General features: G+C 65.9%; 23 protein-coding genes. 13 read left to right on the top strand and 10 right to left on the bottom strand.

What is annotated here, in order from left to right; translation table 11 throughout:
* Window positions 1-71: 71 nt before the first annotated feature.
* Together fahA and hmgA are read right to left on the bottom strand one after the other, a co-directional pair.
* On the bottom strand, window positions 72-1,277 hold the full coding sequence (gene fahA, locus OU682_RS13565; protein WP_268942689.1) for a fumarylacetoacetase: 1,206 nt from the start codon (window positions 1,275-1,277) through the stop codon (window positions 72-74).
* A gap of 70 nt (window positions 1,278-1,347) precedes the next feature.
* Window positions 1,348-2,709, bottom strand: a complete 1,362-nt coding sequence (hmgA, locus tag OU682_RS13570) for a homogentisate 1,2-dioxygenase (protein WP_268942690.1) — start codon at window positions 2,707-2,709, stop codon at window positions 1,348-1,350.
* Between the two features lie 141 nt (window positions 2,710-2,850).
* Between hmgA and OU682_RS13575 the strand changes: the two genes are divergently transcribed.
* Entirely contained in the window at window positions 2,851-3,276 is a 426-nt protein-coding gene (locus OU682_RS13575; RefSeq protein WP_268942691.1) for a MarR family winged helix-turn-helix transcriptional regulator, read from the top strand.
* A 46-nt stretch (window positions 3,277-3,322) separates the two neighbouring features.
* Here the strand turns inward: OU682_RS13575 and OU682_RS13580 are convergent, their stop codons facing one another.
* Window positions 3,323-3,784 carry an Lrp/AsnC family transcriptional regulator gene (locus OU682_RS13580; RefSeq protein WP_268942692.1) on the bottom strand — a complete coding sequence of 154 codons (462 nt, stop codon included), beginning with the start codon at window positions 3,782-3,784 and terminating at the stop codon, window positions 3,323-3,325.
* A 145-nt stretch (window positions 3,785-3,929) separates the two neighbouring features.
* Here OU682_RS13580 and OU682_RS13585 point away from each other — a divergent pair, with 145 nt between their 5' ends.
* Window positions 3,930-6,005 (top strand): alpha-ketoacid dehydrogenase subunit alpha/beta, encoded by a 2,076-nt coding sequence (locus OU682_RS13585; protein ID WP_268942693.1) that lies wholly within the window; start codon window positions 3,930-3,932, stop codon window positions 6,003-6,005.
* A 3-nt stretch (window positions 6,006-6,008) separates the two neighbouring features.
* The gene (locus tag OU682_RS13590) at window positions 6,009-7,217 is read left to right on the top strand and encodes a dihydrolipoamide acetyltransferase family protein (protein ID WP_268942694.1); all 1,209 of its coding nucleotides are present in this window, start codon (window positions 6,009-6,011) and stop codon (window positions 7,215-7,217) included.
* A 51-nt stretch (window positions 7,218-7,268) separates the two neighbouring features.
* Here OU682_RS13590 and OU682_RS13595 read toward each other — a convergent pair whose 3' ends face one another.
* Window positions 7,269-7,457 carry a hypothetical protein gene (locus OU682_RS13595; protein ID WP_268942695.1) on the bottom strand — a complete coding sequence of 63 codons (189 nt, stop codon included), beginning with the start codon at window positions 7,455-7,457 and terminating at the stop codon, window positions 7,269-7,271.
* A gap of 68 nt (window positions 7,458-7,525) precedes the next feature.
* Here OU682_RS13595 and OU682_RS13600 point away from each other — a divergent pair, with 68 nt between their 5' ends.
* The 5 genes from OU682_RS13600 to OU682_RS13620 all read left to right on the top strand — a co-directional run bounded on the left by OU682_RS13600 (window position 7,526) and on the right by OU682_RS13620 (window position 13,102).
* On the top strand, window positions 7,526-8,191 hold the full coding sequence (locus OU682_RS13600) for a GntR family transcriptional regulator (protein WP_268942720.1): 666 nt from the start codon (window positions 7,526-7,528) through the stop codon (window positions 8,189-8,191).
* 70 nt (window positions 8,192-8,261) lie between these two features.
* Window positions 8,262-8,828 (top strand): biotin transporter BioY, encoded by a 567-nt coding sequence (locus OU682_RS13605; protein ID WP_371832245.1) that lies wholly within the window; start codon window positions 8,262-8,264, stop codon window positions 8,826-8,828.
* Window positions 8,825-9,793 carry a biotin synthase BioB gene (gene bioB, locus OU682_RS13610; RefSeq protein WP_268942697.1) on the top strand — a complete coding sequence of 323 codons (969 nt, stop codon included), beginning with the start codon at window positions 8,825-8,827 and terminating at the stop codon, window positions 9,791-9,793. Before OU682_RS13605 ends, bioB begins: the two co-directional genes overlap by 4 nt.
* A gap of 350 nt (window positions 9,794-10,143) precedes the next feature.
* On the top strand, window positions 10,144-10,599 hold the full coding sequence (locus OU682_RS13615; protein WP_268942698.1) for a DUF1236 domain-containing protein: 456 nt from the start codon (window positions 10,144-10,146) through the stop codon (window positions 10,597-10,599).
* A 367-nt stretch (window positions 10,600-10,966) separates the two neighbouring features.
* Window positions 10,967-13,102 (top strand): OmpA family protein, encoded by a 2,136-nt coding sequence (locus tag OU682_RS13620; RefSeq protein ID WP_268942699.1) that lies wholly within the window; start codon window positions 10,967-10,969, stop codon window positions 13,100-13,102.
* Between the two features lie 51 nt (window positions 13,103-13,153).
* Here OU682_RS13620 and OU682_RS13625 read toward each other — a convergent pair whose 3' ends face one another.
* Entirely contained in the window at window positions 13,154-13,372 is a 219-nt protein-coding gene (locus OU682_RS13625; RefSeq protein ID WP_268942700.1) for a hypothetical protein, read from the bottom strand.
* Window positions 13,373-13,612: 240 nt separating this feature from the next.
* On the opposite strand from OU682_RS13625, the gene OU682_RS13630 reads away from it, so the two are divergent.
* Complete coding sequence (locus OU682_RS13630; protein WP_268942701.1) at window positions 13,613-14,845, top strand: IS256 family transposase; 1,233 nt, start codon at window positions 13,613-13,615, stop codon at window positions 14,843-14,845.
* Between the two features lie 78 nt (window positions 14,846-14,923).
* Here OU682_RS13630 and OU682_RS13635 read toward each other — a convergent pair whose 3' ends face one another.
* Window positions 14,924-15,763, bottom strand: coding sequence for a DUF1206 domain-containing protein (locus tag OU682_RS13635; RefSeq protein WP_268942702.1), 840 nt, complete (start codon window positions 15,761-15,763; stop codon window positions 14,924-14,926).
* Window positions 15,764-16,186: 423 nt separating this feature from the next.
* On the opposite strand from OU682_RS13635, the gene OU682_RS13640 reads away from it, so the two are divergent.
* A complete protein-coding gene (locus OU682_RS13640; RefSeq protein ID WP_268942703.1) occupies window positions 16,187-18,784 on the top strand; it encodes a cation-translocating P-type ATPase in 2,598 nt (865 codons plus the stop codon).
* Window positions 18,785-18,927: 143 nt separating this feature from the next.
* Here the strand turns inward: OU682_RS13640 and OU682_RS13645 are convergent, their stop codons facing one another.
* Window positions 18,928-19,755 (bottom strand): aldo/keto reductase, encoded by an 828-nt coding sequence (locus OU682_RS13645; protein WP_268942704.1) that lies wholly within the window; start codon window positions 19,753-19,755, stop codon window positions 18,928-18,930.
* Window positions 19,756-19,767: 12 nt separating this feature from the next.
* Entirely contained in the window at window positions 19,768-20,949 is a 1,182-nt protein-coding gene (locus OU682_RS13650; protein WP_268942705.1) for an MFS transporter, read from the bottom strand.
* 104 nt (window positions 20,950-21,053) lie between these two features.
* On the opposite strand from OU682_RS13650, the gene OU682_RS13655 reads away from it, so the two are divergent.
* Entirely contained in the window at window positions 21,054-21,941 is an 888-nt protein-coding gene (locus tag OU682_RS13655) for a LysR family transcriptional regulator (protein ID WP_268942706.1), read from the top strand.
* 191 nt (window positions 21,942-22,132) lie between these two features.
* Here the strand turns inward: OU682_RS13655 and OU682_RS13660 are convergent, their stop codons facing one another.
* Window positions 22,133-22,594: a DUF1330 domain-containing protein gene (locus OU682_RS13660; protein WP_268942707.1), complete on the bottom strand. Its 462-nt coding sequence runs from the start codon at window positions 22,592-22,594 to the stop codon at window positions 22,133-22,135.
* A 31-nt stretch (window positions 22,595-22,625) separates the two neighbouring features.
* Between OU682_RS13660 and OU682_RS13665 the strand changes: the two genes are divergently transcribed.
* On the top strand, window positions 22,626-23,225 hold the full coding sequence (locus OU682_RS13665) for a helix-turn-helix domain-containing protein (protein WP_268942708.1): 600 nt from the start codon (window positions 22,626-22,628) through the stop codon (window positions 23,223-23,225).
* A 271-nt stretch (window positions 23,226-23,496) separates the two neighbouring features.
* Window positions 23,497-24,225 carry an MgtC/SapB family protein gene (locus OU682_RS13670; protein WP_268942709.1) on the top strand — a complete coding sequence of 243 codons (729 nt, stop codon included), beginning with the start codon at window positions 23,497-23,499 and terminating at the stop codon, window positions 24,223-24,225.
* A 189-nt stretch (window positions 24,226-24,414) separates the two neighbouring features.
* Here the strand turns inward: OU682_RS13670 and OU682_RS13675 are convergent, their stop codons facing one another.
* Entirely contained in the window at window positions 24,415-25,320 is a 906-nt protein-coding gene (locus OU682_RS13675; RefSeq protein WP_268942710.1) for a LysR family transcriptional regulator, read from the bottom strand.
* Between the last annotated feature and the right edge of the window lie 32 nt (window positions 25,321-25,352).

A 25,352-nucleotide genomic window follows, 5' to 3' on the forward strand; every position in this document is an offset into this window, starting at 1 on the left:
GCCCCTGAGGTTCAGCGCGAACGGCACCCGGCAGGATGCGGAAGACCGCCAATGATCGTGCAGCACCACCCTCATGGCCGGGCGGGCAGGATGGTCCCGGTGCAGGGGCCGAAGCCGATGCGATAGCCGTCGCCCCGGGCCGTCGCGAACAGCGCGATCTCGTCGCCATCCTGGATGAAGGTGCGGCTTTCGCCATTCACCATGACGGGCTTCCTGCCGCCCTCCGTCATCTCCAGCAAGGCGCCGGACTGGTCGGGCGATGGGCCGCTGATTGTGCCCGAACCCAGCAGATCACCCACCCGCATCGGACAGCCCGAACTGGTGTGATGCGCCAGTTGCTGGGCGCTGGAATAATACATGACGTTGTAGTTCGTGCGCGCCATGACCTGCCCGTTCATAGACCAGCCTATCTCCAGATCGTAAAGTCCGGGCCGCTGCTCGGCCAGATAGGGCAGCAGAGGGTTCACCCGGTCCGCGCCCGCGCTGCGGAACGGCTCCAGTGCGGCCTGCGTGACGATCCAGGGGCCGATGGTGGTGCCAAGCGCCTTGGACTGGAACGGACCCAGGGGCTGGTATTCCCAGGCCTGCACGTCGCGCGCCGACCAGTCGTTCAGCAGCACATAGCCGAAGATCATGTCCTCGGCCTGCTCCACGCTGACGCGCTGGCCCATCACGCTGTCGGCGCCGACGATGGCGCCCAGTTCCAGTTCCAGATCCAGCCGCCGGCAGGGGGCCCATTCCGGTCCGTTCTCGCCCCGGATCTGCCCCATCGGGCGGCGGATCGGCGTGCCTGAGACCACCACCGACGAGGCGCGCCCGTTATAGCCGATGGGCATGTGCGTCCATTGCGGCGGCAGGGCGTTTTCCGGTCCCCGGAACAACACGCCCATGTTGAAGGCGTGGTTCCTCGAGGCATAGAAGTCGGTGTATTCCGTCACCCGGATCGGCAGGTGCAGCCTGGCCTCGGACATTGGCACCAGCGTCAGATCATCCGTCGCACCCTCGGCCAGCAACCTGGTCAGGCGCGCCCGGATCTCGGCCCATTTCGCCCGGCCAAGCGCCATGAAGCCATTAAGTTGCGGCTGCGCGAAGGTTCCGCCGGCATCCAGCAGCCCGCGCGCCTCGGCATCCGCCAGATCGACGATCCTGTCGCCGATCGCCGCCCCGCAGCGCGGCGCATCCCCCGCGACCGAGAAGACGCCATAAGGCAGGTTGTTCAGCGGAAAGGGACATTCGGGATGATTAGCACTTTCCAGCCAAGATCGGACCAGGGGCATCCTGCCTCTTTCTTCTTCACGGAAATATCCTCGGGGGTCCGGGGGCAGACAGCCCCCGGCCTTCGGCGCCTCATTTCACGCCGGGCGTGCCGTCGAATTTCTTTTCCAGCCGGTCCCAGACTTCGATGTATTCCTGCTGGATCGGCGCTTCCTTGGCGGCGAATTCGGTCAGGTGCTGGGGAAAGCGCGTCTCGAACATGAAGGACATGGTGTTGTCGAGCTTCTCGGGCTTCAGTTCGGCGTTGCTGGCGCCCTCGAAGGCGTCGCGGTCGGGACCGTGGGGCAGCATGCAGTTGTGCAAGCTGATGCCGCCCGGCGCGAAGCCCTGCGGCTTGGCGTCATAGATGCCGTAGATGTTGCCCATCAGCTCGGACATGATGTTCTTGTGATACCAGGGTGGGCGGAAGGAATGCTCGGCCACCATCCAGCGTTCGCGGAACAGCACGAAGTCGATGTTGGCGGTGCCCTCCTGCCCCGAGGGCGCGGTCAGGACCGTGAAGATCGACGGATCGGGATGGTCGAACAGGATCGCGCCCACCGGCGAATAGGTGCGCAGGTCGTATTTGTAGGCGCAATAATTGCCGTGCCAGGCCACCACGTCCAGCGGCGAATGGCCGATCCAGGTCTCGTGGAACTGGCCGCACCACTTGATGACAACGCGGGAACCGACCTCGCGATCCTCGAAGGCCGCAACGGGGCACTTGAAGTCGCGGGGGTTCGCCAGGCAGTTGGCGCCGATGGGCCCACGGCCCGGCAGGTCGAACTTCTGTCCGTAGTTTTCGCAGACAAAGCCGCGGCAGGGACCTTCCAGAACCTCGACCCGATAGACGAGGCCGCGCGGGATGATGGCGATCTCCTTCGGCTCCAGGTCGATGATCCCCAATTCGGTGCAGAACCGCAGACGGCCTTCCTGCGGCACGACCAGCAACTCGCTGTCGGCCGAGAAGAAGTATTCGTCCTGCATGGATTGCGTGACCAGATAGACATGGGACGCCATGCCCACCTGGATGTTCACGTCGCCCGCCGTGGTGATGGTCCGCATTCCCGTGATCCAGGTCAGGTCCTGGTCCGGCACCGGGATCGGATCCCAACGGTATTGGCCCAGGCTGACGATGCCGTCCCGGATGTGCGGCGCGGTCTTCCAGTAGGGCACGTCGATCTGCTTGAAGCGCCCGGTGTGATGGACCGATGGGCGGATGCGATAGCACCAGGTCCGTTCGTTCTGCCCGCGGGGCGCGGTGAAGGCGGTGCCCGACAGCTGCTCGGCGTAAAGGCCATAGTTGCATTTCTGCGGGCTGTTCTGGCCTTGGGGCAGGGCGCCCGGCAGGGCCTCGGTCTCGAAGTCGTTGCCGAAGCCCGGCATGTAGCCAGGGGCGGTGCCCTGCGTTCCGGTCGCGCGAATCATGCCGTCGGGCAACTGCTGGATGGTCATCGGGAAGATCCTCCCATGAACGTTGCTGATGCAATGAATAATGTTGCAGTGGCAACGATGTCAACGGCCATCTTTGATCCGGCGCATTCTTGTTGCGAGCGCAACGTCTTTCTGGTCTGTTGCCGGGAAAAGGATGCGCTGATGCCCTTCGAACTGGACCAGTTCCTGCCCTATCGCCTCAGCGTGGCCGCCGCGCAGGTCAGCCGCCGCTTCGCGGAGCGTTATGCGGCCGAGGCCGGGCTGACGATCCCCGAATGGCGGGTGCTGGCGCATCTTGACGGGTCCGGCCCGGTCAGCGTGCGCGACATCACCGCGCGGGTGAACCTCGACAAATCCGTTGTCAGCCGGGCGGCCACGCGGCTGGAGGCGGCAGGATACCTGAGCAGGTCCGGCCATGACAGGGACCAGCGGCTGGTCGCGCTGGAACTGACCGCGACGGGCCGGGCGCTTATGGACCGCCTTGGCCGCATTGCCGAAGCCTATCAGGCGGAACTGCTGGCCGAACTGGGCGAGGACGCCCCGGCCTTCCGCCGCGCGCTGCTGCGCCTGGCGGGGCCGGGGGACTGACCGGGCCATCGTCGCGGTCAGGATCGGTCCTGGCACCCCAAGCCGTTCAGCAGGGCACCGCAGTGGTGTGCTTCACGCGGCGCAGGGCAAAGACGCTGGATGCCGTGGCGACCGATTTGTGCGCCAGGATCCGGTGCATCAGGATGTCCTCGTAATCCTTCATGCCCCGCACCACCAGGTGCAGCAGGTAATCCCATTCGCCCGATATCGAATAAACCTCGAGGATCGTGGGTTCGGCGGACATGGCGCGCTGGAATTCCTGCCGTGCCGCAGCGTCCTGCGAGCGCATGCGGATCTGGCAGAAGACATCCAGGTCGCGCCCGACGGCCTCGGGCCTGACCAGCCGGACAGCGGGGCCAAGGATGCCCGCGTCTTCCAGCGCCTTCACCCGCCGCCAGCATGATGCGGGCGAGGCGTTGACCCGTTCGGCCAGCGACGCGCTGCTGAGCGATCCGTCGCGTTGCAGCGCTGACAATATCCGCTCATCCAAAGCGTCAAGTTGAGGCATACTGTTCTGGTTCCTGGCTGCCGCGAAACGGATATTTCATGTTTCGGTCATCCGCGACCAAACAAGATAAGCCCATACCACGCCGATCTGTCACCGTGAAGCTGGGGATACGCCGCAAAGCGCGCACAAGGGGAGGCTTTCGCCGATGTCGGTCGCAATCAGGAAGAACCTGCAGAACACACCGGACGCATCGGTGGACTGGCCCGCCGTGCTGCGGGTGCTGGCCCTGTCCCGTGCCCTTGACGAGATGGAGGAAACGCGTCTCGTTCCCGAAAAGAAGGTGCTCTACCAGTTCTCGGCCCGCGGCCACGACATGGCGCAGATCCTGCTGGCCCGGAACCTGACCGGCCGCCATGACGCGGTCTGCGGCTATTACCGCTCGCGCCCCCTGCTCCTGGCGCTCGGGGTGGATCCGGTCGAGGCGCTGTCATCCTCGATGGCGCGCGAGGGCGGCTATTCGGATGGCCGCGACATCGGCGTGGTCTTCAACTGGCCCAATCCCCAAGGCACGACCGCCCTGCCGATGTGCGGCGGCGTGGGCTCTCAGTACACGCCAACGGCAGGCTGGGCGCAGGCGCTGCGCTATCACGCCGAGATGCTGGGATCCGAGGAGCATGGTCGTTCCATCGCGGTCGTCCTGGGCGGCGACGGGTCGGTCGCAAGCAACGGCTTCTGGGCGGCGCTGATGATCGCCACGACCCAGAATCTGCCGATGCTGTTTTACATCGAGGACAACGGCTATGGCATCTCGGTCCCGTCGGTCTTCAATGCGCCGGGAGGCGACATTTCCGCCAGTCTCGCCGCGTGGCAGGGGCTGGAGATCCTGTCGGGCGACGGCGCCGACCCCGCCGAGGCGGCAACCCTGACCGCCGCAGCCGTCGCCCATGTCCGCGAAACGCGCGGTCCCGCGCTGCTGCGCCTGACTGTGCCGCGCCTTCAGGGCCACAGCTTCCAGGACACCCAGGCCTACAAGCCCGAAGCCTTCGTGGCCGAGGAATGGCGCCGCGATCCGCTGCCACGCCTGCAGGACCATCTTGTCCCCGCCGCCATGGACCAGGCGGAATGGGACCGCCTGTCCGCCGAAGGCCGCGCCATGGCCGAACGGGCGCTTGAAGAGGCTGATCGGCGCCCGGTCGCGGATCCCGGACGCGTGGCCCGGCATGTCTTCTACGAAGGCGAGATGCAGAAGATGGGCGGCATCCATGCGCATGGCCATGTGGTGGTGCCGTCCAGCGACCAGCCTCGGCCCGAAGGCCAGCGCATCAACATGGTGACGGCGATCCGCCGCGTCCTCGACCAGGAGATGGCCCTGAACCCCCGCGTGGTGCTGTTCGGCGAGGATATCGGCCCCAAGGGCGGCGTCCATGCCGTCACCCTGGGCCTGCAGGAGAAATACGGGGCCGGCCGCGTCTTCGACACCAGCCTGTCCGAGGAAGGCATCGTCGGCCGCGCCGTCGGCATGGCCCTTGCGGGGCTGATGCCGGTGCCGGAAATCCAGTTCCGCAAATATGCCGAACCCGCGACCGAGCAGATCAACGACTGCGGCACCATGCGCTGGCGCACCGCCAACGGCTTTGCCGCGCCGATGGTGCTGCGGATGCCGGGCGGGTTCTTCAAATGCGGCGATCCCTGGCACAGCCAGACGAACGAGGTGGCCTTTGTCCACAATCCCGGCTGGAAGGTCGCCGTGCCCTCGAATGCCGAGGACGCCGTGGGCCTGTTGCGCACGGCCCTGCGCGGCAACGACCCGGTGGTCTTCTTCGAGCATCGGGCGATGCTGGATCATGCCTGGGCGCGCCGGCAATGGCCGGGCGACGATTTCGCGCTGCCCTTCGGCAAGGCCCGCGTCACGCGCAGCGGCTCGAGGGCCACGGTCGTCACCTGGGGCGCCATGGTCCCGCGCTGCGAGGAGGCGGCCGAGGGCCGCGACGCCGAGGTGATCGACCTGCGGACGCTCATGCCCTGGGACCAGGACACCGTGCTGGCCTCGGTCCGCCGCACCGGGCGCTGCCTGATCGTGCACGAGGATCTGCAGACCGCAGGCTTTGGCGCGGAAATCGCGGCGCGCGTCGCCGATGCCGCCTTCATGGACCTGGATGCGCCTGTCATGCGCCTGACCATGCCCGACATCCCCTCGCCGCATAACCCGGTGCTTCTGGATCACGTGGTGCCCTCGGTCGCCAGCATCGGCGCCAAGCTTGACGACCTGGTGGGGTTCTGAGCCATGCATGACGTCATCGTTCCGCTGGAGCAGGAAGGCACCACCGCGAAGATCCACCAGTGGTATGTCCGGCCGGGCCAAAGGGTCGCGGTCAACGACCCGCTGGTCGAACTGGAAACCGACAAGGTCACGGTTGAGGTTCCGGCCCTGGTCGCGGGTGTCCTGGCCGAGATCCTGATCGCGCCGGGCGCCGAGGCAAGGCCGGGCGCGGTTCTGGCCCGCATCGACACCGCGGCATCGGATGCGCCGCCGCCGTTGGAGGCCAGGCCGGACAAGACCGCCGAACCGGATCAGCCGCAGGCGAAGGCGGCGGAAACGCGCCATTCCCCTGCCGTGCGCAAGGCGCTGGCCGAAACCGGCCTTGATCCCGCCGGCATCACGGGCACCGGGCGCGACGGGCGGCTGACGCGCGACGACGTGCTGTCCGCGGCAAGGACGCGTCCGCCTGCGCCCCCGGCCGAACAGCCGCTGGCTGAACCGGAACCTGCGCAGGTCCGGACGGGCGCGTCCGCCGAGGGCTCGACCTTCGTGCCGCATGACCGGATGCGGCTGGCCATCGCGCGCAACATGCTGGCCTCGGTCACGCAGGCGCCGCAGGTGACGGCTGTCTTCGAGGCGGATTTCGGCCCGCTGATGGCGCATCGCGCGAAGCACAAGGCGGACTTCGCCCGGGACGGCATCAATCTCAGCTATACGGCCTATGTCGTCATGGCCTGCGTCGCCGCGATGCGGGCGGTGCCCCAGGTGAACAGCCGCTGGCACGAGGACCGGCTGGAAATCTTCCGCGACATCAACATCGGCATCGGCACGGCGCTTGGCGACAAGGGGCTGGTCGTGCCGGTGATCGCCCGGGCGCAGAACCTGTCGCTGAAGGGCGTGGCGGCCGCGCTTCAGGACCAGACCAACCGCGCCCGCGCGGGCCAGCTTGGCCCGGCCGACATGGCGGGCGGCACCTTCACCATCTCGAACCACGGGGTGTCGGGGTCGCTGCTGGCGGCGCCGATCATCATCAACCAGCCGCAGTCGGCCATCCTGGGCGTCGGCAAGCTGGAAAAGCGCGTCGTCGTGCGCGAGGTGAACGGCACCGACACGATCCAGATCCGGCCGATGGCCTATGTCTCGCTGACCATCGACCACCGCGCGCTGGACGGCCACCAGACCAACAGTTGGCTGTCGGCCTTCGTGGCGGCGCTGGAGGGATGGTCGTCATAGGCGGCTGCAGGACCCGCAGGCGATCTCCCTGCGGCCAGACATCCTCCGGCGTCAGGAGAGCGCAGGGCACCTCGCGCGGCTGCCCTGCGCATCCGCGAACGGCTGGATGGTGACGCCGTGCCCGGCCTGTCTGCTCACGCGATCCTGGTCCTGCCATTGCTGGCAGTGCTGATCTGATTGGCCGTGCGGCGCGGATTTGATCTGCTCGATCGCCTTGCGCCATGGCAGTGTGTCGATCACCGTGGACAGGGTTCTTCGCGCAAACATCGGCGTGGACGTTTGCCGGACGGACCATTATCTATAATCGAATGAAGCATAAGCCTGAAGATACCCTGGCGGTGAAGATCGCCCGCAGCCTGGCAGATCGCATCATCACGGGGACCATACCTCCGGGCACCCCCTTGCGGCAGGATCACATCGCGACGGAATTCGGCGCAAGCCATGTACCTGTCCGGGAAGCGTTCCGTCATCTGGAGGCGCAGGGGTTGGCAGTCAGTGAGCCGCGGCGCGGCATGCGGGTCACGTCGTTTGATGTGGAAGAACTGCACGAGGTTGCAGCGATGCGCGCCTCGCTCGAGGTTCTGGCCTTGCGGCACGCAGCACCCAAGATCACCCTTGCCATGCTGGATGCCGCCGAGGAAGCGACACGTGCTGCAGACGCCTCGCGCGAGGTGCGCGAGTGGGAAGCCGCCAATCGCCGCTTCCATCGCCTGATCCTGACGCCCTGCGCGATGCCCCGTCTGCTGTCGACCATCGATGGCCTGCACATGGCCAGCGCGCGCTTCCTGTTTGCGGCGTGGCGCACGGAATGGGAGGCGCAGACAGATCATGAACACCGTGCGATCCTTGCCGCGCTGCGCCGGGGCCAGACGGATGTGGCCTGCACGATCCTGTCAAAGCATGTAAGCCGGCCGGGAAGACGAAATGTCCAAAATTCTGATGGCCGTTCAAATCGTTACGTTATACTTGGCTGATTATCTATAATCCGCATTGCCCGAGGCGCTAGCCGCTGATTAGTCATAGATAGCTTCTTGAGGGAGACCTATGATGATGTCGCGCACAGGCTTGGTCGGGCCAGGAGCCCGGACTCTTTATCGCCACCTTCCATTGACGGCAGCGCTTGCCGCTCTCATCACGCTTGCGGCCAAGGTTCAGGTGCCGTTCTGGCCGGTGCCGATGACGATGCACACGCTTGCGGTCATGACGATTGCCCTTCTTGCAGGGCCTCGGGTGGCGGTCGGCGCAATGGCCGCCTATCTGGCGGCGGGCGCAGCGGGCCTGCCCGTGTTTTCCGGATCGCCGGCCCGGGGCATCGGCATTGCCTATATGGCCGGTCCCACGGGTGGGTATCTTCTCGGCTATCTGCTGGCGGCCGGCCTTGTCGGATGGCTGGCGCTCGGCGGGGGCACGCTGCGGCGGGTCCTGGCCATGCTGGCCGGTCTGGCGGTGATCTATGCGGTTGGCGCAGCATGGCTGTCTGCCTTCGTGCCGGCAGACAAGGTGCTGGCAGTGGGAGTCCTTCCCTTTCTCCTGGGCGATCTCCTGAAGATCGGCGTGGCCGCGCTGCTCGCTGCCCTCTGGACCAGAATGCGCGGGAAGGGCCGGGCATGATCCGCCACGACTGGACGCTTGAGGAGGCCCGCGCCATTCATGCGCTGCCCTTTCCCGACCTCATGCATCGCGCCGAAGCCATCCACCGGGCCCATTTCGATCCCCATGTCGTGGAACAGGCGAGCCTTCTCAGCATCAAGACCGGCGGCTGCCCCGAGGACTGCGGCTACTGCTCGCAAAGCGCCCACCACGACACTGGCGTAAAGGCCACCAAGCTGATGGGGGTGGAGGCCGTTCTGGCCGCCGCCCGCCGCGCCAAGGCGGCCGGGGCGCAGCGCTTCTGTATGGGTGCGGCTTGGCGCAGCCCCAAGGATCGCGATCTCGAGGCGCTCTGCGCCATGATCAGAGGCGTGCGCGAGTTGGGAATGGAAACCTGCATGACGCTTGGCATGCTGTCGCCCGATCAGGTGGCGCGGCTGAAGATGGCCGGTCTGGATTTCTACAACCACAACATCGACACCTCGCCCGACTATTATGCCCGGATTGCCACCACCCGCACCATGGAGGACCGGCTGGAAACGCTGGAGCATGTGCGGAAGGGCGGCATCAAGGTCTGCTGCGGCGGCATCCTCGGCATGGGAGAGGACGAGGAGGACCGCATCGCGATGCTTGTCCTGCTGGCCAATCTTGAACGCCACCCGGAAAGCGTTCCGATCAACCTATGGCAGCCCATCGCCAACACCCCGGTCAAGACGATGGCGCAGCCGGTCGAGCCCTTCTCTCTGGTCCGTGCCGTGGCCTTGGCGCGCATCCTCATGCCCGAAAGCGTCGTGCGCCTATCGGCCGGACGCACGGGGATGAGCGACGAGCTGCAAGCCCTGTGCTTTCTTGCGGGCGCCAACTCCATCTTCGCGGGCGACGTGCTTCTGACCACCGGCAACCCGGCTTCATGGCAGGACGCAGACCTGTTCGCGCGGCTCGGGATGCGCAGCGACATTGTTCGGAAGGCTTGTTCCGACGCATGAAACGGTGCCAGCGGCTGCATCTGTGCTCCGGAGTAGCAACACGGCTTTTCCGGAGCTTTCAGCTTGGGCCCGCAACCCACTGGTGTCAGGCCCGCGGGCTTCTTTCCCATAAAGCCATGGAAGCCGCGGGTCGATGATCGGCGCGTGCTTAGTGGCGTGATCTTCGCCGACCGCCACAGGTTGCGGTGGTGCGGTGATATGCTTCAGCGTCGGCACTCAGTCTCGAACAAATGTGGCGGCGAAGGCTGGCAGAAGCCGGCATGTTCAAAGCTCTGCGACCGACGGCAGTTTCCCGGAACCAACTGTCTTTGAAGGAATTGGATAGCATATTGTCAATCTGGAGATCAGAGATGAAGTCGATCCTGTCTACCACCTCTCTTGTTGCGGCCCTTGTCGCGGGTCCCGTCGTCGCACAAACCACCATCGTGACCGAAACCACGCCCTCGACCACCGAAGTCCAGACCGATGCCGAGACCACGGGCGGCGGTGCGGCGGGCGGGGCGGCCTCGGGCGCGATTGCGGGGGCGGCCGTCGGCGGTCCCGTGGGCGCGGCCGTCGGAGCCGTTGCCGGCGGCGTTGTCGGCGACATCAGCGAAGACGCCCTGACCCCGGAAACCAAGACCTACGTCATGGAGAACCAGACCGAATCGGTGGTCATCGATGGCGACGTAGCCGTTGGAACGCTGGTGCCGGAGTCGGCCGAGATCCATACCATTCCCGAATCCCAGTACAGCTACGTTTATGTCGACGACCGGCCCGTCCTGGTGGAGCCGCAAAGCCGCAAGATCGTCCACATCTACGAGTGACAAGTTCCCCGGCAGGCTGGCCGTCGTGCCGGCCTGCCGCAAGCTGGAATGAGAAACCTTCACCCGATCCTGCATGTTGGCCCCGGGCGGTGGGACTGGTCGTCAGCAGGTCCGGTGCAGGGCTTTGACCCGAGAAGAACGCTGGCGGCTCACGGCACTGTTACAGAGAAGGAACCAGTCCTACCTCAAGGCTGCAGATCACAACGCAAAAGGTTGCCAGCCATGTCGGAACCGGCTGGCCAGAACAGCCGACCTGGCCGGGAACAAGCCGGAAGACGGTTGAGAAGGTCAAGTCTGAAGCAGGGAAAGATGAACCCTTTCCCCTCCCATCCGTTCTCTGCCCACATCTAGCACTCAAGGAGCAGAAATGCGCCGAATCTTTCAGAACACGACTGCTATCGCAGCCTGCCTGTCGTTGCTGAGCCCGCATATGGCAGCAGCCCAGGCGGCGGCGAATGGCGAAGCACAGGTGGTGCCGCCCGCCGCCGAAACCATGCCGCAAGCGGATGCCGCGACCGGAGCAGCCACCAAGGATGCCGCGCCTGCCGAGGGCAATGCCGCCGAGGCAAGCCCGGCGGAAGCTGCCGAGGCAGGGACCGACACACCGGCAGCGACCGAGGGTGAGGAGCCTTCCGCCGAGCCTGGCGCGGCGATGGAAGCTGAGACGGACACAAGCGGTGCTTCTGCCACCGAGGAGCAGCTGTCGGACGAGACGATGCCTGCGGAGCAAGAGGGCGCCGATGCTGCCGCCACCGGGGCGCCCGAAGCCCCCTCGAAGGCTTCGGCCGCACCTGCAGAGGGCGAAACCGATGCACCCGCTGCGGCAGCTCCGTCCGACACGGAGGCGGATGCAGCCGCTGAAGCCGATACGGCCGGCGACGAAGCATCGCTGGACGAGGCAATGGCTGCAGAGCAAGAGGGCGCCGATGCTGCGGCCACCGGGACAGCCGAAACCCCCTCCGAGGCTTCGGCTGCCCCTGCAGAGGGCGAAACCAATGCACCCGCTGCGGCAGCTCCGTCCGGCGCGGACGCCGATGCAGCCGCTGAAGCCGATACGGCCGGCGATGAAACATCGCTGGATGAGGCGATGGCTGCCGAGCAAGAGGGCGCCGTTGCTGCCGCGCCCGAGGCAACCGGAACTGCGTCCGAGACCTCGACTGCACCCGCCGAGGCAGCGACCGAGAGCGATGCAGCCGCTAAAGCCGACACTGCCGGCGGTGAAACATCGCTGGACGAGGCGATGGCTGCGGAGCAAAAGGGCGCCGATGCTGCCGCGCCCGAGGCCGCCGGAACATCGCCCGAGGCCGGGACGACCGCAACGGACGCTGGTGCCGCAACCGGGGCCAAGACTTCGACCGACGCGCGGGCAACGACCACTGCCGGGGGCGAGGCGTCCGCCGAGTCGAGCGCAGCCGAAACGGAGGTTGCACGCGACGCCGCACAGCGCACCGAACCGCCGGCCGCTGCCGCGCTTGACGACGCGGCCACTGCCGAGGTGACGGAGGAAGAGGTCACCGAGGAAAACAGCCGCTCGTCGAGTGAAGATTTCGACACGACGCTGCAGCAGGCGACCTCGACCGAGGGCAACCAGGCGCGTCCGGACGGCGATGAGGATGACGACAACGACCTGGCCAAGGCGCTTCTGCTGGGGCTGGGCGGCGTTGCTGTTGGCGCGATGCTGAACAACAACCGTCAGGTGGCGCTGTCGACGCCTGATCGTATCGTCGTGACGCGTTCGGATGGCAGCCAGCAGCTGATCAAGGACGACGTGGCCCTGCTGCGCCAGCCGGGTTCGACCGTCGCGACCGAGAACTTCGATGACGGGTCTTCGCGCACGGTGGTCACCCGCTCGGATGGCAGCCGCGTCGTGACGATCCGCGACGCCGACCTGCGCGTCCTGCGCCGCACCCTGGTGTCGGCCGATGGCACGCAAACGGTTCTGCTGGATGAAACCACGGCTGTGGAGCCTGTCGACATCGCAAGCCTTCCCGCCCCGGCAAAAGGCTATGACGGGCCTGCCGCCGATCTGGACGAGACGCAACTGCGCGAAGCCCTGATGGCTGAATCGGCCGTCGACCGCCGTTTCAGCCTGTCGCAGATCCGCGACATCCCGCAGGTCCGGTCGCTGGTTGCCCCGGTCGACGTCAGCGCCATCACGTTCGAGACGAACTCGGCTGCCATCAGCCCCGACCAGGCCAAGCAGCTGACCAATCTGGGCAATGTGATCCGTGAAGCGATCGGCAGCAACCCGAAGGAAATCTTCCTGATCGAGGGTCACACCGACACCGTGGGCGACGCAGCTGCCAATCTTGCGCTGTCGGATCGTCGCGCCGAGTCCGTCGCGCTGGCCCTGACCGAGTATTTCCAGGTTCCGCCGGAAAACATGGTTGTCCAGGGTTACGGGGAGCAGTTTCCGAAGATCCAGCAGGAAGGTGACGTTCGCGAGAACCGCCGCGCATCGGTGCGCCGGATCACCGATCTGCTGCAGACTGCAGCGAACTGATCGATCTGTCGGCGACGACTTCCAGGCGGCTCCGGGGTGGAGCCGCCTTTTTCATGCCGATACGGGTTGCAAGCCGTCGCCGATCTGATCGGCCCTGTCACTGATGCCGTTCTGAACGGCGTCTTGGAACGGCAAAGCCATTGGGGCGGGCGGAAACAGCGCACCGGCACCGGCTTTCTGATCCTTCCTCGTCTGCGGTGTGCTGCGGGTTAAGGTTCGCAATGGACCATGCTCTCGCCACAGCGTGGCAGTCGCTGCGATGCCGTTCATTGCTTCAATACTGCAACGCTTCGAGCAGCCCCCGATGCTTTCATCCGCTCGGGGGGCTGTGTCCCATGTGGTGGTGTAGGAGGCCGCGCGCGGAGCCTTCGGCGTAGCGCGAGCCGCGCGGCCGGGGGTAACGCTGGCGGTCATCGCCGATCTTCGGAGTGGGTTTGGGTTGCGAGACCTGAAACCTGGAACGGAGAATGAGCCATGTCGCGGCATTGGTGCGAGCGACAATGGCGAATGATGACCGATGACAGAATGGCGCTATTCGAGCTGGTTGAGAAGCAGGCTGATGGCAATCGCGTGCGCGAAATGCTGGCCTTTGCGGCCGAGCGGATCATGGAAGCCGAAGTTGAGGCGCGGACCGGGGCTGCCAAGGGCGCGCGAACGCCGCTGCGGGAGGTTCAGCGCAACGGATACCGCGACCGCGATTGGGACACCCGTGCAGGACGGATCACGCTGGAGATCCCGAAGCTCCGGAAGGGCAGCTACTTCCCGAGTTTCCTGGAAACGTGCCGCACGGCCGAGAAGGCCTTGGTGGCGCTCGCCATTGTCCTCGAACCAATGGCGGACAATGGCTCGCTCCAGGAGGCCTATGTCCACGGCGTCTCGACCCGCTCGGCCGACGACCTGGTCAAGGCCATGGGCGCGGGCGGCATGTCCAAGAGTCAGGTCAGCCGCCTGTGTGCCGAGATCGACGAGCGGGTGAATGCGTTCCTGAGCCGTCCGCTGGAGGGCGCTTGGCCATACCTGTGGCTCGACGCGACCTACCTGAAGGTGCGGGAAGGCGGGCGGATTGTCAGCCATGCCGTGATAATCGCCGTCGGGGTCAAGGAGGACGGAAAGCGCGAGGTCCCGGGGGTCGCGACCGGCCTCTCGGAGGCCGAGGCGTTCTGGATGCAGCTCCTCCGCAGCCGTGCCGACCACGGCCTGCGTGGCGTCAAGCTGGTGATCGCCGACGACCACAAGGGGCTGCGGGCTGCGGCACGCCGGGTCTTCAACGCAACTCACCAAAGATGCCGGGTTCATTGGATGCGCAACGCCTTGGCCCATGCTTCAGCCAAGAGCCGCACCGCCATAGCGGCGATGCTGAAGACGATCTTTGCCCAGGAAACCAAGGCCGAGGCGGAAAAGCAGTGGGATATTGTCGCGGATGCGCTCCGTGAGAAGCAGCCGAAGCTGGGCGTTTTGATGGACGCCTCCCGTGACGACGTGCTGGCCTACATGTCCTTCCCCCGCGAACACTGGGCCCAGATCGCCAGCACAAATCCACTGGAGCGGGTGAACCGCGAGGTGAAGAGACGCGCTGACGTCATCGGCATCTTTCCGAACGACAATGCAATCATTCGTCTCGTCGGCGCGCTGATGCTCGAGACAAACGACGAATGGACCGTCGCCCGGCTCTATATGAGCCTTGAAACGATCGCTCGCGTCACCGACAATCCCAACGTCAGGCTGCCCGCCGTGGCATCCTGATCGAACCCCAATCTTTCCGGGGGTCGGCGCTCATACACCATGCCCGGGGGCACTATCATCGGGGACCCGCGTGAAAACTTACCCGATAAGCTTGTCAGCCAGGCTCTGAATATCTGGACCCGAAGCCTTCGGAATGATCCGGTAGGCTGCGTTGACGAAGCAGAAAAGCGCGAAACCGACCAGACCGACGCATACTGCAATCACAAGGAGGCGCCCGTACGCCTGGTTCGAGAGCCAGGAGAAAGCCTCGCCCACGCCGCCCGCGGCCTGCGGGTCGGCGCGCCATGCTGCGAACAGGAACAGCAGCCCGATCACCCCGATGACAACGCCATGCGCCATCACCCCTGCCTTCAGCACCGGGTTCCAGCGTGTCGTGAAGTGGTTCGCCCGGAGATGCTGGCGGTACTCGTTCTTCCAGCCTTGGCGGAGATAGTACCCGCCTGTCGCCAGGATCAGGATCGCGGCCAGGCCGATGATCCAGCGACCGCCGGGCCACTCCATCACGGCCCCGACATAGCGTGGAATGCTGGACTGTCCCTCTGAGCCGCCGGCACCGAACAGCAGGGAAAAGGCAAGGACGCCGATCGCGAGATGAAGACCGCCGGTCACCAGCATCCCGAGGCGGGCCACGATGCCCTTTCCGTCCCTGCCGTAATCCTCGAGGTCATATGCGGCGTCGAGAGTGCGCCAGACAGCATAGGCCAGCATTCCGAGCAGGATGAGGAACAGGGCCACGCCTCCGCCCCAGGTGTGCTCGAGCCAGCCAAGGGCGGAGGAGGTGTCTTGCGCGTGGCCGCCGCGCCAGATCGAGTAAAGCGAGATGCCTGCGACGGCAAGGTAGACAAGGCCCCGGCCGGAATACCCAACCTGCATGAGCGGTATTGCCCAACCCATGTCTTTTTCAGCCGTGTTTCTCATAGGGTGGTCCTTCGCTGATTGACGCGCGGCTGTGGTCCGCAGCCCGTCAAATGTTCTCTTTTGCAACTCGCAGTCGGCCTTCTTGGATCCTTGCGCCCAGCGTCCCGCTCGGGGCATTGGCCCGACGCGCAGCGGCAGGGATCCGGTGGCACGCCGGACGCCACACAGGAAATTTCGCAAGGCAGGCGGCTGGAAGGACAAGTCGCCGGCCTGGGGTTCTGCGCGGCAATCCCGGGCGCCGAACTGATCGCGCATCCGGATCAGGAGCAGGGTCCGGAAAGCGCCGCCGGGCCAAGCGACCGGCGGCGCCAGCCCCAAAGATCATGCAAGGCATTGAGGTCAGGGGCGGGATCAAGCAACCTCAAGCTGGCGCCTGATCAGGCCCCGTCACCAACATTCGGGCATGGCTCGAGGGAGCAACGCGTGCCGCATGAGCCCACAGCAACCGAGACCGGACTGGCAAGCACCGAAGTCGCGCGGCTGAGGGCGATCCACGGGCCCAACCGCCTTCCTGCGCCACAAGGCAGGCTCTGGACCAAGCTGGTGGCGCGGCAAGTTCTGAATCCGATGGTGGCCCTGCTGGCTGTCGCGGCGCTTGTGGCAGTCCTTGTTGGCGAACGTGTCGAGGCGCTTGCCATCATGGCGGTGGTTTTCGTCAATGGAGCTCTCGGCATTTTTCAGGAATGGCGAGCCGAAACCGCGCTGGCAGCGCTTGACAGAATGCTTGCGCCCGTCGCGCAGGTGGTGCGCGACGGACGGCTGCAGCAAATCGCAGCCGAGGAGTTGGTTCCGGGCGATCTTGTCAGGCTTGGCGCTGGAGAGAGCGTTCCCGCCGATATCGCGCTTGGCCCCGGGTCGGATCTGCAGGTCGATGAAAGCGCGTTGACGGGCGAGTCCGTTCCGGTGGATCGCGGCGCGGGAGAGATGACTTTTCAAGGCACGTTGATGTTGACCGGACATGGCGAAGGCCGAGTGACAGCCACCGGCGCTGCCACCCGGTTCGGCCATATCGCAGCCATGACGGTCGGCGCCAGGCGCCTGCCGGGTACGCTGGAAGCGCGCGTCGCGCGGCTGAGCCGCCTGATCGGTCTTGCCTCGCTTCTTGTCGCCATTGTCGTTCTTGGCTTCGGCATCTGGCTGGGCGAAACGCCTGCGACAATGGTCATGACCGCCACCGCCCTTGCCGTTGCCATCGTGCCCGAGGGGCTTCCGGCAGTGCTGACCCTGTCCCTGGCCCTGGGCGCCTCGATGCTGGCGCGGCAACGGGCCCTGGTTCGCCGTCTTCCGGCCCTGGAAACGCTTGGCGCGGCCACCGTGATCTGCACTGACAAGACCGGCACCCTGACCAGCAACCAGATGACGGCCGTGCAGATCTGGACGCCGACTGGCAGCTATGAGGTTACGGGTCCGGGTGACGGCTCGGCGGGGCATATCACGGCAGAGGGCGAGCAGCGGCATGCGGCGGGAGATCCGATCCTAGCCGGGCTTCTGGTGTCCTCGCGGCTCTGCAACAGCGCGCGGCTGGAAGGGGACGAAAAGGGTGGCTGGCGCCCCGCCGGATCGCCGACGGATGCGGCACTGCTCGTCATGGCCCTCAAGGGAAAGGCCCCCGAGCCCGGGCGCGGTGCCGTCGTGGACCAGATCCCGTTCTCGAGCACGCGCAAGCGCATGAGCGTCCTGGTGAAGGACGAAGAGGGATATGTGCTGCATGCCAAGGGTGCGCCCGAGATCATTGTCGCGATTTCGGACCATCACCTTGATCAGGCAGGTATCGCCATCCTGGACGATGCCGCGCGGTCCGAGGCCTTGGCCGCTTACCGGGACATGGCGGCACAGGGGCTGCGGGTCATCGCCCTGGCCAGCCGGCGGGCCAGCGAGGGCGACACGCTGGAAGAAGGCATGACCTTCCTGGGCTTCGTGGGCCTGATCGATCCGCCGCGCCCCGAGGTGCCGGCCGCGATCGCTGCCTGCCGGAGGGCGTGCGTGCGGGTGGTGATGATCACTGGCGACGGGCCGGAAACTGCCGCCGCCGTCGCCCGCACCGTCGGACTGGGCAGCCCGCCGGTCCTGACCGGAAGCGAGCTGGATGCGTTGACCGACGACGAATTCGCCCGGATCCTTGAAACCGAGCCGGTTCTGGCCCGCGTGCGTCCCGAGGACAAGAGCAGGGTGGTGCGGGTGCTGCAGGCGGCCGGCGAGGTGGTCGCCATGACCGGCGACGGCGTGAACGATGCCCCGGCGCTCAAGGCCGCCGATATCGGCATCGCCATGGGCCAGCGGGGCACCGAAGTGGCCCGGCAGGCAGCCGACATGGTGCTTTTGGATGACAACTTCGCCACCATCATCCAGGGCATTGCCGAAGGCCGGCGACAGTTCGACAACATCCGCAAGGTCGTCCTGTATCTGCTTTGCTCGAACCTTGGCGAGGTCGTGGCCCTTGCCGCATCGCTGCTCCTCGGCTGGCCGCTGCTGCTGAGCGTGCCGCAACTGCTTTGGATCAATCTCGTGACGGACTCGGTGGTTGCGCTGGCGCTTGGGTTCGAAGCCCGCGAGGCCGGGCAGATGACCCGCCCGCCGCAAGGCCGAGGCGCCAGACTGCTCGACGCGCGGGGAATGGGCCTGATCCTCGGCTTTGGCCTTTATGGGGGCCTCGCAACGCTCTGGATCTATGGCACGGTGCTGCCTGGCGGCGAAACCGAAGCCCGAAGCGCCGCCTTCACGGCACTGGCGGCGATCGAATTGGCGACAGTCTTTGCCTTTCGGTCTCTCAGGGTGCCGGTGCTTTTGACGCAGCCCCTATCGAATCCGGTCTTGCTGGCGGCCGTGCTTGTCGTGGCTCTTCTCCAACTGCTCGCGCTGACCATGCCGCTGCTGCAGAATCTTCTTGGCGCCGCCTTGCCAGGGCCCGAGGTCTGGCTGCGGATCGTGCTGGCGGTGCTTCCACTGCTGCTGCTGCCCGAGTTGGTCAAGCTGCTTGGCAGTTATCTGGGACGCTTTCGGTTCCGGCTGCGGCCGCAGTGATGCTGCGACCGCCCCGACGGCCGGGGGGACAGGGCTGCCGGTTCCCTTTCCGGCCCTATTCCCCCCTCAGCCCCCTCGAGCAGGCATTTTCCTAACTCGAGGCGCACCGCGCAGGTGCGGAACCTGGCGCCAGGTGTCACTATTCAGTCCCAAGCCGGCGACAGTTCCTTGGGGCTGACGATCCGGCCGTCGGTCCGCGCCAGGGCATGGATCGCCACCATCTCGTCATCGCTCAACTGGAAGTCGAAGATCGCCAGGTTCTCGGGCAGGCGCTTGACCTTGGCGGTCTTGCTCAGCGTGATGACGCCGGGCTGCTGCACCTGCCAGCGCAAGGCCACCTGGGCCGCTGTCTTGCCATGCCGGGCGCCGATCCGGGCCAGCGTCGGGTCGGTGGCCGACCTGCCGTCTGCCATGGCGTAATAGGCGGTCACGGACATGCCCAGATCGGCCGCCGTCGCCAGCACGGCGCCTTGGTCCAGCCAGGGATGGTATTCGACCTGGTTCGTCACCAAGGGCGCCGCGCTGATCCCGGCCGCCTCGCGCATCTGGGCCGAGGAGTAGTTCGACACGCCGACATGCCGGGTCATGCCAGCCGCGCGGGCCTTGTTCAGCCCGTCGATTTGGACTTCGCGCGGAATGTCGCTGCCGCCGGGCCAGTGCAACAGCAGAAGGTCGACATGATCGGTGCCCAGCTTGCGCAGGCTTTCCTCGACCGAGGGGATGAAGTCGGCGGGGGCGAACTTGTCGACCCAGACCTTCGTGGTCAGGAAGATCTCGGCGCGCGGGATCCCCGAGGCGGCAATGGCGGTGCCCACGGCGGTCTCGTTGCCATAGATCTGCGCGGTGTCGACGTGGCGGAAGCCAAGGCGCAGGGCCTCGGGCAGGACCTCGGCGACCTCGCGGTCGTCCATCCGGAAGGTGCCGAAGCCAAGCGCGGGGATGCTGGCCCCGTTTGAGGTGACGTTGGGCATGATGGTCTCCTTTCAGGCGGTCAGTATGGTCTGCGGGCGGGCGCGGTCCAGTGCCGCGCTGCGCAGGGTCAGGACCAGGGCGCCGGCCGCAAGCATTCCGCCGACCCAGGGCGTCGCTCCGAGCCCCAGCGGCGATGCGACGACGAGGCCGCCGACCCAAGCGCCAAGCGCGATCCCCAGGTTGAACGCCGCGATGTTGAAGGCCGAGGCCACATCGACGGAACCGGGCCGTTCGGCTTGCGCCAGTTGCACGACATAAAGCTGCAAGCCCGGCACGTTGGCGAAGGACAGGAAGCCCAGGGCCGCCAGCGTGACCAGCGCCAGCACGGGATGAGGCGCCGTGAAGGTGAACAGGACCAGCACGGCCGCCTGCAGCGCGAACAGCCGGATCAGCGCCTGCGCCGGATCGTGGTTGGCGATGCGCCCGCCAAGCAGGTTGCCCGCCGCGATGGCCAGGCCGTAAAGCACCAGGATCAGGCTGACCGTTCCCGACGCAAAGCCGGTGATGCGTTCCAGGATGACCGCCAGATAGGTGAAGGTCACGAAGGTGCCGCCATAGCCAAGCGCGGTCATGGCATAGACCAGCAGCAGCCTTCCGCTGGTCAGGACGCCAAGCTGATGCTTCAGCGGCGCGGCGGCAGGCCGCTCGATGGTCGAGGGCAGCAGCAGCGCGATTCCGGCCAGGGCGATCGCTCCCAGCAGGCTGACGCCCCAGAAGGTCGCGCGCCAGCCGAAGGTCTGGCCGATCAGGGTGCCCAGCGGAACGCCCGTCACGATGGCGAAGGTCAGGCCCATGAACATCAGCGCGATGGCCGAAGCCCGCTTGTCGGGCGCGACAAGGCTGGCGGCGATCGTCGCCCCGACCGAGAAGAAGACACCGTGCGCAAAGGCCGACAGTACCCGCCCGACCAGCAGTGGCGCATAGGAGGGGCTGAGCGCCGCCACGGCATTGCCCAGGATGAACAGGCCCATGAGCCCGATCAGCAGCGGCTTGCGCGGCAGCCGCGCCGTCAGGGCCGTCAAGATGGGGGCGCCGAAGGTCACGCCAAGCGCGTAGACGCTGACGATCAGGCCGGCCAGGGGAAGGTCGATGGAAAGGTCGCTTGCGACCGTGGGCAGCAGGCCGACGATCACGAACTCGGTCGTGCCGATCGCATAGGCCGCGATCGTCAGCGCGATAAGGGCAGGGGGCATGAAGGGCTCCGTTTCTTTTGTCGGTGCCGATATGCTGTGTCCCTGCTCCCTTGATAATCACGCCCAATCGCGAAATGCTTGTGCATGGGATGCAAAGGTGGCGCATGGACAATCGTCTGGCGGACATGGAGGTCTTCACACGCGTTGTCGCGACCGGAAGCTTCTCGGCGGCGGCGCGACAGCTTGGGCAAACGCCTTCGGCCGTAAGCCGGGCGATCACCCGGCTGGAGGAGCGGTTGCGGGTGCGCCTTCTGGTCCGCTCGACCCGCAGCCTGACCCCCACGGCCGAGGGCGAAGCCTATCTGGCCGAGGCCCGCACCTTGCTGGACCAGTTGGAGGACCTGGAAAGCCGCATCGGGCAACGCGCCCGCACGCCGCGCGGCCTGCTGCGCGTCAGCGTCACGGTGGGCTTCGGCGCCATGGTGCTCGTGCCGCTGGTCCCGCGGTTCCTGGAAACCTATCCCGAGGTCGAACTGGACCTGACGCTCAGCGATGCGGTGGTCGATCTGTGGCAGGAGCGCACGGATGTCGCCCTGCGGTCCGGGCGGCTCAAGTCCTCGGCGCTGAAGGCGCGGCGGATCGCCACCATGCGGAGGGTGGTCGTGGCAAGCCCCGACTATCTGGCGCGGCGGGGTATCCCCCGGGTTCCCGCAGATCTCGAAGCCCATGCCTGCCTGCGCTACAACTTCATGGGGCACGAATGGCCCTTCCACGATCCCCGAAGCGGCGACCGGATCCTGCAGCCGGTTCGCGGCCCCCTGTCCGCCAGCGACGGGACCATCCTGCGACAGGCCTGCCTTGCGGGACTGGGCCTCATGTGGTCGGGCGACGCGGTCGTAGCCCAGGATATCGCCGCCGGCCGGCTGGTCGAGGTCCTGCCCGACTTTGCCGAACCCGAACCCGAAACCATCCATGCCGTGTTTGCCGGCCACCCGCATCTCGCCGTCCGCATCAAGGCCTTCATCGACTTCGTCCATGCCAGTGTCGGCTGAGGCAGGGGCGGAAGCAGGGGCTGTGACAACCCGTGGATGAACAGATGCGGCCCCAAGCTGCCCATCAAGCCGGGTATGGTGCTGCGCTGCTGCTTCTCAGAACCGGTCCTCCGTGACCGCGTCAGCATCTTGAAACAGGGGCAGCGGCGACCCATTCCGAACAGCCGGGAATGCGGACGCGCGCATCCGCGTCAGCGAAGGATGTCGGTGGCGCGGTGCGCTTCATCGACGCCCTGGATGAGGAAAATCTCGCCTTCGGCACCCTGGGTCCGCAGCGGAATGAGCGCTTGATACGCGGGAGAGGCATACCACGCCCGCGCCGCCTCGATCGTCGGAAAGGCAATCACGACAAGGTCGTTGCGGGGCGTACCCTCGAGGATCTCCTTCGGGCCGCCGTGGATGATGAAGCACCCGCCGAACGGCCCCAGCGTCGCGTCTATCCCGTGCAGGTAGGCGACGACTCCCTCATTCAGACGGACATTGCGCAACTGGCCGATGGCATAGGCGCTCATTGCCAACCCCCCACCAAAGTCGTCGCCGTTCCCATCCGGGGGCAGGTCCCGGCGGCCGAGGTCATCAAGTGTCGCAGGCTGGTTGTTTTTTCCACGGTGATGTCTCCACGAATCCGTTTCGCTTCCCGGATCATCAGGCATGCGGGTCTTCCGGGCGATTACCTTGGAGGTAATGGAAACGCTTTCGTTCCCGTATCATCGTGCCGCCATGACCGTGCCTCTTCCCTCCATCGGCGAGCTGTTGCGCTTGTGGCGCGAGCGTCGGCGTTTCAGCCAGCTTGCACTTGCCCTGGACGCGGGCATCTCTCAGCGTCATCTCAGCTTCGTGGAATCCGGACGCTCCAGGCCAAGCCGCGAAGTGGTCCTGCGCCTGGCCGAGCAGTTGCAGGTGCCGTTGCGCGAACAAAACGCCATGCTGGTTGCGGCCGGACATGCGCCTGCATTTGCAGAGCGTCCCCTTGCATCCCCGGACATGGCCGGAATGCGCTTGCTGATCGAGCGCATCCTGACCGGATACGAACCCCACCCGGCCCTGGCGCTGGATCGCGGCTGGAAAATCCTGGCCATGAACAGGGCCGTTGCCCTGCTGACGGAGGGTGTCGATCCGTCCTTGCTGGAGGGAGATGTCAATGCGCTGCGCCTGACCCTTCACCCCCTGGGCCTTGCGCCGCGGATCGTCAACTTCGACGCATGGCGGGGTCACATCCTGCGCAGGCTTTCCCATGACATCGACCTCAGCGCGGACCGCCGCCTGAGATTGCCGTTCCCCTGATCCTCGACTGCCCCGACGGCCCGCTGTCCTTCCTCGGTGCCACGACGGTCTTCGGCAAGGCCGTGGACGTCACGCTTGCGGACCTTGTCATCGAGACCTTCCTGCCTGCCGATGAACGAACCGCATCCGCCTTGATCCTCCATTGCCACCCGACGACCGATTGACAGCCACGGCCTTCCGGCCATCCTGCGGCGGCACGGCAACATGCTTGTTGCCGAGGGATACGGCGGACTGTCAGATACTGATCTGATCACGGCCGGCAGGAGCCTATATGACATTCGACAGCCTGGTTTCCGCATTGAGCGACACGGACGCGATGCTGCCCCTGCTGGGCAGCGTCATTGCGGGCGCCCTGATCGGCGCGGATCGCGAGTTCTTGGGCAAGCCGGCCGGACTGCGCACCCATGCACTTGTGTGCTTTGCTTCCGCCCTGATGACCTTGCTGGGCTTGAGAATGGCGGAATGGACAGTGGTCTTTCCCGAAGGCACCCAGATCGTGTCGGACATGGCGCGGATGCCGCATGCCATCCTGACCGGCATAGGTTTTCTGGGGGCGGGCGTCATCTTTCGGTCAGGAATTTCGGTTCACGGGCTGACCACGGCGGCATCGCTCTGGTTGACGGCGTCACTGGGCATCGTCTTCGGCGCGGGCCTTCTGGAGCTTGCGACCATTTCCACGGCCATCGCCCTTGTTGTTCTTGTATTCCAGCGCACCTTGCGGCGCATCTCTCCGCCGCAGCCGGTTGTTCGCATCAAGGTCGCCGTGAACGCAGAAAGCAGCTATGACGCCGCCCGCCTTGCAAGTCTTCTTGCGGCCCAGGGCCTTCGGGCGACTTCTCCCTCGATTGAGCATGAGCGCGCGACCGGTCTGCGCCGCTATACGCTTCTGGGCTCGGCCTACAAGCAGGACATCAATGCGGAAAGTCTCGCCCGGGCGATCCGGGAGGATGCTGCGGTGCAAGAGTTGTCAATCATCCCGCTTGAAAACGAAATCGGCTGACGCCAGGCGCGCCTTGCTTGGTGGATAGTGGGCGGTCGCGCGACTTCGGGCGGCGCGCTTTCTGACTGCCTGAGTGCACGAATCATGGTGCCGCTGGCACAATCTTCAGACTGGCAGATGTGTCGGGAGGCTCTGCCCGCCCTTTCTGGAGCGCACCTGCCCGCCAACAAGATCCGTCTGGCCATCGTGTCAGTTGAAGAAGGCGTAGTCCTCCTTGACCCGTTGTTCGAAGAACTCCGAGAACAGCGCTAAGCGGGCCGGAATGCGGTCCAGAGGCGGGTAGTAGAGTGTCAGCCACAGCTCGGGCGCGCTCCATGCGGGAAGAAGGCGCTGCAAGGTCCCGTTTTCCAGATCCGGCTGGATCATGAAGCGGGGCAACAGCACGATCCCTTGGCCGTTGCGCGCCAGTCCCGTCATCAGCATCGCATTGTTCGCGGCCAGGACGCTGCCGGCCCGGACGCGGCAGACCTCGTCACCGTTCCGCAACTCCCATGTTTCTGACAGGGCGAGGGGGTCATGTGCGATGCAAGCGTGGCGATCCAGATCGGCAGGGTGACCTGGCACGCCATGGAGGCGCAGGTAATTGCCCGAAGCGGCAAGGGTGCGGTCGACACGACAGATCTTGCGCCAGATGCTCAGCACCTCGCGCGGCGCGCGGGATATGCGGATCGCCAGATCGAAGCTGTCGTCCACGCTGTCCACGAAGCTGTCCGTCAGCGTGACCGAGAAGGTCACGGACGGATGAAGCACGCGGAACTGGGAAATCAGATCGGGAAGGATGCGTGTGCCGAAGGCCAGCGGTGCATTGAGCCGGATCAGCCCCGCCGTGTCGCCATGCCGTTCGCGCAGCTCCTCGACGGCACGCTGCAGATCCTCGACAAGCGGGCTCGTGCGGGCCGCATAGGCGGCACCTGCCGGGGTGAGCGACACACGCCGGGTCGTCCGGATGAAAAGCTGAACACCCAGCCGGTCCTCCAGTCCGGCGATGGCGCGGGTGACGGACGGCGGGGTCATCGCCAGGGCACGGGACGCGCCGACAAAGCTGCCCTCGCGGGCCACGGCCAGAAAGACGCGCAGATCCTCGACCTCGCCCATGCAAATGCCTCGGATGGGACGCAGCCAATGGC

Origin of the sequence: Paracoccus benzoatiresistens (genome assembly GCF_026913015.1) — a bacterium.
Classification (GTDB): Bacteria; Pseudomonadota; Alphaproteobacteria; order Rhodobacterales; family Rhodobacteraceae; genus Paracoccus; species Paracoccus benzoatiresistens.

What these genes read in the sequence shown, in the direction of transcription:
- OU682_RS13580 (WP_268942692.1), bottom strand. Translation starts at nt 3,784, where the DNA reads ATGCCTCAACTTGACGCTTTGGATGAGCGGATATTGTCAGCGCTGCAA.
- OU682_RS13575 (WP_268942691.1), top strand. Translation starts at nt 2,851, where the DNA reads ATGCCCTTCGAACTGGACCAGTTCCTGCCCTATCGCCTCAGCGTGGCC.
- OU682_RS13585 (WP_268942693.1), top strand. Translation starts at nt 3,930, where the DNA reads ATGTCGGTCGCAATCAGGAAGAACCTGCAGAACACACCGGACGCATCG.
- OU682_RS13590 (WP_268942694.1), top strand. Translation starts at nt 6,009, where the DNA reads ATGCATGACGTCATCGTTCCGCTGGAGCAGGAAGGCACCACCGCGAAG.
- OU682_RS13670 (WP_268942709.1), top strand. Translation starts at nt 23,497, where the DNA reads ATGACATTCGACAGCCTGGTTTCCGCATTGAGCGACACGGACGCGATG.
- hmgA (WP_268942690.1), bottom strand. Translation starts at nt 2,709, where the DNA reads ATGACCATCCAGCAGTTGCCCGACGGCATGATTCGCGCGACCGGAACG.
- OU682_RS13620 (WP_268942699.1), top strand. Translation starts at nt 10,967, where the DNA reads ATGCGCCGAATCTTTCAGAACACGACTGCTATCGCAGCCTGCCTGTCG.
- OU682_RS13675 (WP_268942710.1), bottom strand. Translation starts at nt 25,320, where the DNA reads ATGGGCGAGGTCGAGGATCTGCGCGTCTTTCTGGCCGTGGCCCGCGAG.
- OU682_RS13605 (WP_371832245.1), top strand. Translation starts at nt 8,262, where the DNA reads ATGATGATGTCGCGCACAGGCTTGGTCGGGCCAGGAGCCCGGACTCTT.
- OU682_RS13615 (WP_268942698.1), top strand. Translation starts at nt 10,144, where the DNA reads ATGAAGTCGATCCTGTCTACCACCTCTCTTGTTGCGGCCCTTGTCGCG.
- OU682_RS13635 (WP_268942702.1), bottom strand. Translation starts at nt 15,763, where the DNA reads ATGAGAAACACGGCTGAAAAAGACATGGGTTGGGCAATACCGCTCATG.
- OU682_RS13660 (WP_268942707.1), bottom strand. Translation starts at nt 22,594, where the DNA reads ATGCCTGATGATCCGGGAAGCGAAACGGATTCGTGGAGACATCACCGT.
- OU682_RS13645 (WP_268942704.1), bottom strand. Translation starts at nt 19,755, where the DNA reads ATGCCCAACGTCACCTCAAACGGGGCCAGCATCCCCGCGCTTGGCTTC.
- OU682_RS13630 (WP_268942701.1), top strand. Translation starts at nt 13,613, where the DNA reads ATGACCGATGACAGAATGGCGCTATTCGAGCTGGTTGAGAAGCAGGCT.
- fahA (WP_268942689.1), bottom strand. Translation starts at nt 1,277, where the DNA reads ATGCCCCTGGTCCGATCTTGGCTGGAAAGTGCTAATCATCCCGAATGT.
- bioB (WP_268942697.1), top strand. Translation starts at nt 8,825, where the DNA reads ATGATCCGCCACGACTGGACGCTTGAGGAGGCCCGCGCCATTCATGCG.
- OU682_RS13600 (WP_268942720.1), top strand. Translation starts at nt 7,526, where the DNA reads ATGAAGCATAAGCCTGAAGATACCCTGGCGGTGAAGATCGCCCGCAGC.
- OU682_RS13650 (WP_268942705.1), bottom strand. Translation starts at nt 20,949, where the DNA reads ATGCCCCCTGCCCTTATCGCGCTGACGATCGCGGCCTATGCGATCGGC.
- OU682_RS13655 (WP_268942706.1), top strand. Translation starts at nt 21,054, where the DNA reads ATGGACAATCGTCTGGCGGACATGGAGGTCTTCACACGCGTTGTCGCG.
- OU682_RS13625 (WP_268942700.1), bottom strand. Translation starts at nt 13,372, where the DNA reads ATGAACGGCATCGCAGCGACTGCCACGCTGTGGCGAGAGCATGGTCCA.
- OU682_RS13665 (WP_268942708.1), top strand. Translation starts at nt 22,626, where the DNA reads ATGGAAACGCTTTCGTTCCCGTATCATCGTGCCGCCATGACCGTGCCT.